The sequence below is a fragment of the Arthrobacter sp. SX1312 genome, from assembly GCF_002929295.1.
Lineage (GTDB): Bacteria > Actinomycetota > Actinomycetes > Actinomycetales > Micrococcaceae > Arthrobacter_D.
This window is the reverse complement of record NZ_PJIM01000001.1, coordinates 1,546,319-1,553,218: the sequence shown is the minus strand read 5'-3', so window position 1 is coordinate 1,553,218 and position 6,900 is coordinate 1,546,319. Positions and strand designations below refer to the sequence as shown.

Genomic DNA, 6,900 nt, shown 5'->3' with positions numbered 1-6,900 from the left:
CTACCAGGTGTTCCAGGGTGGCGCGATCCATTGGTCCCCGGCTACGGGGGCGCACATCACCAATGGTGGGATCAAGGCGGCCTGGGTGGCGAAGGGGTCGGAGAACGGGTTCCTGGGGTATCCGACCAGCAACGAGATCGGAGGCCTGAAGAACGGTGGCGTCTACCAGACGTTCCAGGGTGGCGCGATCCATTGGTCCCCGGCTACGGGGGCGCACATCACCAATGGTGGGATCAGGGTCGCCTGGGTGGCGCAGGGATCCCAGAACGGGTTCCTGGGGTATCCGACCAGTAATGAGATCGGTGGCCTGAAGAACGGTGGCGTCTACCAGGTGTTCCAGGGTGGCGCGATCCATTGGTCCCCGGCTACGGGGGCGCACATCACCAATGGTGGGATCAAGGCGGCCTGGGTGGCGAAGGGGTCGGAGAACGGGTTCCTGGGGTATCCGACCAGCAACGAGATCGGAGGCCTGAAGAACGGTGGCGTCTACCAGACGTTCCAGGGTGGCGCGATCCATTGGTCCCCGGCTACGGGGGCGCACATCACCAATGGTGGGATCAGGGTCGCCTGGGTGGCGCAGGGATCCCAGAACGGGTTCCTGGGGTATCCGACCAGTAATGAGATCGGTGGCCTGAAGAACGGTGGCGCCTACCAGGTGTTCCAGGGTGGCGCGATCCATTGGTCCCCGGCTACGGGGGCTCACATCACCCGCGGCGGGATCAAGGTCAAGTGGATGGCACAGGGATCGGAGAACGGCCGCCTGGGGTATCCGACCAGTAACGAGTTCAGGGTCAGCGCCACTGTCCAGGCCCAGGACTTCCAGGGAGGACGCATCGCCTGGTCCGCCGCCACCGGGGCGGTGATCACCTACAAGTGAGACCGGGAGGGTCGTAGGGCCGGGAAGCGCCCGGTGGACGTTCAGTCCACCGGGCGCTTCCGTTGTGCGGGCGGCACGTCCCCACGGCCCCGACCGCACGGGCCAAGCACCGCTCGACGGGCCGGTGGCCCGTCGACGGAAGAGACCGGACGCGTCACCCCGATCCGGCGACACGGGGCAGGTGTCCGGAGATAGGAAGAGGGCGGGCCCGAACGGGTCCGCCCTCCTCGTGCTTCGTGCCGGAGCGCCTAGTAGAGCGCGGCTTCCGACTCGGTGGCCGGCGTGTCGCCGCTGCCGAGATTCGCTGCGAGCTTCGCGCCGAGCTCGGCGTCGACGTTGGCCCAGTACTGGATGGCCCGCGCGCGGATCTCGTCGCTCTGCACGCCGCCCACGGCGCCGGTGATGGTCTCGAGGAAGCGGGCACGCTGGGCGTCGTCGAACACCTCGCGGTAGAGCGTCCCGGCCTGGCCGAAGTCGTCGTCCTCGGCGTGCAGCGAGTGCGCTGCGCGGACGAGGTCGCCGTCGTTCTCCCAGCCGCCGTGCTCACCGTACTGCGCCGGATCGGCGGCGGGTCCGCCGACCGAGTTCGGCGCGTAGACCGGGGTGGAGGCCGCATTGAAGTGGTAGCGCGCCGCGCCGTCCTTCGAGTAGTTGCGCACCTCGTTCTTCGGCATGTTCACGGGCAGCTGCGCGTGGTTGGTGCCCACCCGGTAGCGGTGCGCGTCGGCATAGGAGAAGATGCGCGCCTGCAGCATGCGGTCCGGACTCGCGGCGATGCCGGGCACGAAGTTCGACGGCGCGAACGTGGCCTGCTCGATCTGCGCGAAGTAGTTCTCCGGGTTGCGGTTCAGTGTGAGTCTGCCGACCGGGATCAGCGGGTAGTCGCCCTGCGGCCACACCTTCGTGAGATCGAACGGGTTGAAGCGGTACGTCTTCGCGTCGTCGTACGGCATGATCTGGACCTTGAGGTCCCAGCTCGGGTGATTGCCCTTGGCGATGTTCTCCGAGAGGTCGCGCAGGTGGTGGTCGGCGTCCGACCCGGCGAGCGCCTCGGCCTCGTCGACCGTCAGGACCTCGTGGCCCTGGTTGGACTTGAAGTGGTACTTGACCCAGAACTTCTCGTTCAGTTCGTTGATCCACATGTAGGTGTGCGAGCCGTAGCCGTTCATGGTGCGCCACGAGTTCGGCAGGCCACGATCGCCCATCAGCCACGTCACCTGGTGCGCGGATTCGGGGCTGAGGGTCCAGAAGTCCCACTGCATGTCGGCATCACGCAGGTTGGTGCCGGGCAGGCGCTTCTGCGAGTGGATGAAGTCGGGGAACTTGATTCCGTCGCGGATGAAGAAGACCGGGGTGTTGTTGCCCACGAGGTCGTAGTTGCCCTCGGAGGTGTAGAACTTCAGGGCGAAGCCGCGCGGGTCCCGCCAGGTGTCGGGGGAACCCTGCTCGCCGGCCACGGAGGAGAAGCGCAGGAGGGTCTCCGTCGTCGTGCCCTTCTGGAAGAGCGCGGCGCGGGTGTACATGCTGACGTCCTCGGTGGTCTCGAAGACACCGAAGGCTCCGCCGCCCTTGGCGTGGACCACGCGCTCGGGGACGCGCTCGCGGTTGAACTGCGCCAGCTTCTCGATGAGGTAGTGGTCGGTGAGCGGGATGACGCCGTCGCGGCCGAGGGCGGACGAGTTGCTGTCATCGATGACGGGGGCGCCGGACTGCGTGGTGCTGAAGTTCGCGGACATAGTGCTCCTATTCCTGGTGGTGGGACTGATGGTGGTGTGGGGCTGCCGGGCGGCAGTCGTCGCAGAGTCCCTGGTAGAGGACCTCGGCGATCTGGATTGTCATCCGGGAGGCACCGGGCGACCATTCGGGGGTGAGGCAGGGAGCGTGCCCGACGGCGCAGTCCACGTCCTCGATCCGCCCGCATCCGGTGCAGACGGCGTGGTGGTGGTTGTCGTCCACGCGTGTCTCGTAGCGGGCGGGGGAGTGGGGGGTCTCGATGCGGCGCAGCAGGCCGATGGCGGTGAGATCCGCCAGGATCACGTACACGGACTGCACGGTGATCTGGGGCAGCTCGGCGCGGACCGCGCCCGCGGTGTCGTCGGCGGTGGCATGCGGCGACTGCTCGACGGCGGCGAGGACGGCGAGGCGCTGGCGCGTCACCCGACGCTGGTGCGCGTGCAGGGCAGCGGACCACCGGGCCTCGCGGGTCGCACTCCTCGTCTGCATCATTGCTTCAGTGAACCAGTAAATCTGAATTTGTCATAATAGGCTGCCGCGAACTTCTCCACCACGCGGCCCGTGCAGTCGGTACCGTTGACAGGATGAACCTTTTCGCGCGCGGCTGGGCCTGGGCGCTGGACTACGCCTACGTGGGCTTCTGGCAGGTCCACGGCTTCCTCTTCCGGGCGGACCCCACGCAGTACCGGACACCCGCCCCCGGATCGCCGGAGGGCAAGGCCGCCGTCCTGCTCCTTCCCGGCATCTATGAGACCTGGCAGTTCATGCGGCCGATCGCCCACCATCTGCACCGGGCTGGGCACGCGGTGCACGTGGTACAGAAGCTGGGGTACAACCGCGGCACGGTGGCGGCCATGGCGCAGCTCGCCGCCGGCTACCTCGAGGAGCACGAGCTCACCGACGTCGTCGTCGTCGCGCACAGCAAGGGCGGCCTGATCGGCAAGTTCCTGATGACCATGTCCAGCGCCGCACCGCGGGTCACCCGCCTGGTGGCCGTGAACACGCCCTTCTCCGGGTCCGTCTACGCGAACTTCTTCCTCCTGCCGAGCATCAGGGCGTTCTCGCCCGGCAATCCCACCCTGCAGTCCCTCCGGGAGAACCTCGGTCTGAACCGACACATCACCTCGATCTACGGGCGGTTCGATCCGCACATCCCCGGCGGCAGCTTCGTGGAGGGCGCCCGCAACGTGCAGCTCGAGACGATGGGGCACTTCCGGCCCATCGCGGACCGCCGCGTCCTGCGGGAGATCGATCGGGCGATCGCGGCGGAGGACACCGGCACCGCCTGAGCGCCACCTCCTCGGCGCGCCGCAACCGTTGCCGGAGCGAATCAATCCGCCGCTAGACTTTCCCCGTGCCCAGACTCCTCGCCGACATCACCCCGCTGAAGGAGAGTCCGGCCTTCCGCAGGCTGTACATCGGCACGGCGCTCTCGGCGATCGGCACGCAGCTCACCATCGTGGCCGTGAGCCTGCAGATCTACTCCCTCACGCAGTCCACCCTCAGCGTCGGCCTGCTCAGCCTGTTCGCCCTCGTGCCCCTCGTGGTGGCGGGCCTCTACGGCGGCGCGATCGCCGACGCCCAGGACCGCCGCACGGTCGCGCTGCTCTCGGGGCTGGCGCTGTGGGCCACCACCGCGGCCATCGCGCTGCAGGCGTGGATCGGTGTGGACAGCGTGGGGCTGCTCTATGCCCTGATCGCGATCCAGTCGGGTGCGGCCGGCATCAACCAGCCCACGCGGAGCTCCATCATCCCGCGCCTGGTCCGGCCGGCGCTGCTGCCCGCTGCCAACGCCCTGAGCATGATCACCTTCGGCCTGGCCTTCACGGTGGGTCCGCTGCTCGCAGGCGTCCTCGTGGCGCAGGTGGGCTACGCCTGGACGTACACGGTCGACGTCGTCACCTTCACCTTCGCGCTCTGGGCCGTCTACCGGCTCCCGCCGCTGCCGCCCGAGGGTCCCACGCGGCGGGCAGGCCTCGCGACCGTGCTCGAGGGGTTCCGCTTCCTCGGCACGCGGCCGAACATCCGCATGACCTTCATCCTGGACCTCATCGCCATGATCACGGCACAGCCGAGAGCACTGCTGCCGGCCGTCGGCGCTGTGCTCATCGGCGGTGGTGAGCTGACCGTCGGCATCCTGCTGGCCTCCGGCGCGTTCGGCTCGGTGCTGGCCGGGCTGTTCTCCGGCCCGCTCGGCCACATCCACAGGCAGGGCCAGGCGGTCATCTGGTCGATCGTCGGATGGGGTGCGTCCGTGGCGGGTTTCGGGCTCGTCGTCGTCATGGCCACCGCGACCGGTCAGCCCGCGGCGGGCGAGGGGGAGATCTCCGTGTGGGTTCTCCCCGCGGCGGCCTGCCTCGTGCTCGCCGGCATCGCCGACTCCGTCAGCAGTGTCTTCCGCAACACGATCCTCCAGTCGGCGACGCCGGACGCGATGCGCGGGCGCCTCCAGGGAGTGTTCATCGTCGTCGTCGCCGGCGGACCGCGCCTCGGCGACATGGTGGCCGGTGGTCAGGCGGCGTGGCTCGGGGAGGGCTGGACCGCCGTCGTCGGGGGGATCGCGTGCGCCGTGCTGGTGCTCGCGGTCGCACGCTGGCAGCCCCGGTTCGCGCAGTACGATGCGCGCCGTCCCGAGCCCTGACGAGCCGGCGGCTCCCTGCCGGCTCGCAGCGCCGGCCCGTACGATGAACGGAACAGGCCGCCCGGCACCCGCGTTGTACCGATCACCGCCACGGCCTCCACAGCGCAAGGAGAGTGCAGTGCACAACCATTTCAACGGTGCCAAGACGGCGTTGCTGTTCGGTGCCCTGATGGGGATCTTCCTCGTCTTCGGTGCGGTCATCGCCGGGGCGACCGGGAGCTCCATGTTCATCTGGCTGTTCGCCCTGCTCGGCGTCGGGTCGATCGCCTACAGCTACTGGAACAGCGACAAGATCGCGATCCGCAGCATGGGCGCCGTCGAGGTGACGGAGCAGCAGCAGCCCGCCATGTACCGGATCGTCCGGGAGCTCAGCACGCGGGCCAACAAGCCCATGCCGCGCCTCTACGTGTCGCCGACCATGGCCCCGAACGCCTTCGCGACCGGCCGCAATCCGGAGAACGCCGCGGTGTGCTGCACGCAGGGCATCCTGCGGCTGCTGGACGAGCGTGAACTGCGCGGCGTCCTGGGGCACGAGCTGATGCACGTCTACAACCGCGACATCCTCACCGGGTCCATCGCGGCCGCCGTCGCAGGGGTCATCACGTCCGTGGCGCAGATGTTCGCCTTCGCCGGCATCATGGGCGGCAACCGCAACCAGGGCGGCAACCCCATCGCGGCGCTGCTGCTCGCCTTCCTCGCGCCGCTCGCCGCAGGGCTCATCCAGACCGCGATCGGCCGCACCCGGGAGTACGACGCCGACGAGGACGGCGCCGCCCTGACCGACGACCCGCTGGCCCTCGCCTCCGCGCTGCGCAAGCTCGAGAGCGGTACCCAGCGGGCGCCCTTGCCGCAGGACCAGCGCCTCGTCAACACCTCCCACCTGATGATCGCGAATCCGTTCAAGGGGGCCGGCGTGGGCAAGCTCTTCGCGACCCACCCGCCGATGGACCAGCGCATCGCCCGCCTCGAGGGCATGGCGGGCCGCCCGCTCGGCCGGTAGGGCCGGAACGGACGACGGCGGCCCCACCTTCCGCAGGTGGGGCCGCCGTCGTCCGTGCTGGTCGTGTGAGTGGCGCGGTCAGCGCATGTTCACGAACTGGAGGTCTGCCTCGTCGAAGTTCTTGAGCAGGGCCATGGTGGCCTGCAGGTCGTCACGCGACTTGGAGCTGACGCGCAGCTCGTCGCCCTGGATCTGGGACTTGACGCCCTTGGGGCCCTCGTCGCGGATCAGCTTGTTGATCTTCTTCGCGAGGTCCTGGGCGATGCCCTCCTTGATGGAGGTCTCGAGGCGGTACTCCTTGCCCGAGGGGAAGGGCTCTCCGGTGTCGAGGGACTTCAGTGAGATGCCGCGCTTGATCATCTTGGACTGCAGGACGTCGAGCACCGCGAGGACGCGCTCCTCCGAGTTCGCCTTCATGAGGATCTTCTCGCCGCTGAAGTCCACCTCCGCGCCGACCCCCTTGAAGTCGTACCGCTGGGCGATCTCCTTCTGCGCCTGGTTCAGCGCGTTGGCGACCTCCTGCTTGTCCACTTTGCCTACGACGTCGAACGTGGATTCACTCGCCACGATGCCTCCTCGGGGTGGTTGGGTTCCTTGCCCTCAAGCCTATCCGCAACCCCTGCGCTTCACAGCGGGTGCTCAGGCGTC

Annotated in this window: 6 protein-coding genes and 1 pseudogene; 4 read left to right on the top strand and 3 right to left on the bottom strand. The window is 68.5% G+C overall.

What is annotated here, in order from left to right:
* Positions 1-877 (top strand): annotated as a pseudogene (locus tag CXQ92_RS18085) (hypothetical protein); the annotation flags it as partial.
* Positions 878-1,125: 248 nt separating this feature from the next.
* Here CXQ92_RS18085 and CXQ92_RS07360 read toward each other — a convergent pair.
* Together CXQ92_RS07360 and CXQ92_RS07355 are read right to left on the bottom strand one after the other, a co-directional pair.
* Positions 1,126-2,613, bottom strand: coding sequence for a catalase (locus CXQ92_RS07360; protein WP_104166517.1), 1,488 nt, complete (start codon positions 2,611-2,613; stop codon positions 1,126-1,128).
* Positions 2,614-2,620: 7 nt separating this feature from the next.
* Positions 2,621-3,100: a Fur family transcriptional regulator gene (locus tag CXQ92_RS07355; RefSeq protein WP_104166834.1), complete on the bottom strand. Its 480-nt coding sequence runs from the start codon at positions 3,098-3,100 to the stop codon at positions 2,621-2,623.
* A gap of 95 nt (positions 3,101-3,195) precedes the next feature.
* On the opposite strand from CXQ92_RS07355, the gene CXQ92_RS07350 reads away from it, so the two are divergent.
* From CXQ92_RS07350 to htpX, 3 genes are all read left to right on the top strand, one after another.
* On the top strand, positions 3,196-3,900 hold the full coding sequence (locus CXQ92_RS07350) for a triacylglycerol lipase (protein WP_104166515.1): 705 nt from the start codon (positions 3,196-3,198) through the stop codon (positions 3,898-3,900).
* Positions 3,901-3,965: 65 nt separating this feature from the next.
* Positions 3,966-5,252: an MFS transporter gene (locus tag CXQ92_RS07345; protein ID WP_104166513.1), complete on the top strand. Its 1,287-nt coding sequence runs from the start codon at positions 3,966-3,968 to the stop codon at positions 5,250-5,252.
* A 118-nt stretch (positions 5,253-5,370) separates the two neighbouring features.
* Complete coding sequence (gene htpX, locus CXQ92_RS07340) at positions 5,371-6,252, top strand: zinc metalloprotease HtpX (RefSeq protein WP_104166511.1); 882 nt, start codon at positions 5,371-5,373, stop codon at positions 6,250-6,252.
* A 78-nt stretch (positions 6,253-6,330) separates the two neighbouring features.
* Here htpX and CXQ92_RS07335 read toward each other — a convergent pair whose 3' ends face one another.
* Positions 6,331-6,819: a YajQ family cyclic di-GMP-binding protein gene (locus CXQ92_RS07335; protein WP_104166509.1), complete on the bottom strand. Its 489-nt coding sequence runs from the start codon at positions 6,817-6,819 to the stop codon at positions 6,331-6,333.
* Between the last annotated feature and the right edge of the window lie 81 nt (positions 6,820-6,900).

Bases quoted from the DNA above. Each gene is read 5' to 3' on its own strand.
- CXQ92_RS07350 (WP_104166515.1), top strand. From the start codon at position 3,196: ATGAACCTTTTCGCGCGCGGCTGGGCCTGGGCGCTGGACTACGCCTAC.
- CXQ92_RS07360 (WP_104166517.1), bottom strand. From the start codon at position 2,613: ATGTCCGCGAACTTCAGCACCACGCAGTCCGGCGCCCCCGTCATCGAT.
- CXQ92_RS07355 (WP_104166834.1), bottom strand. From the start codon at position 3,100: ATGCAGACGAGGAGTGCGACCCGCGAGGCCCGGTGGTCCGCTGCCCTG.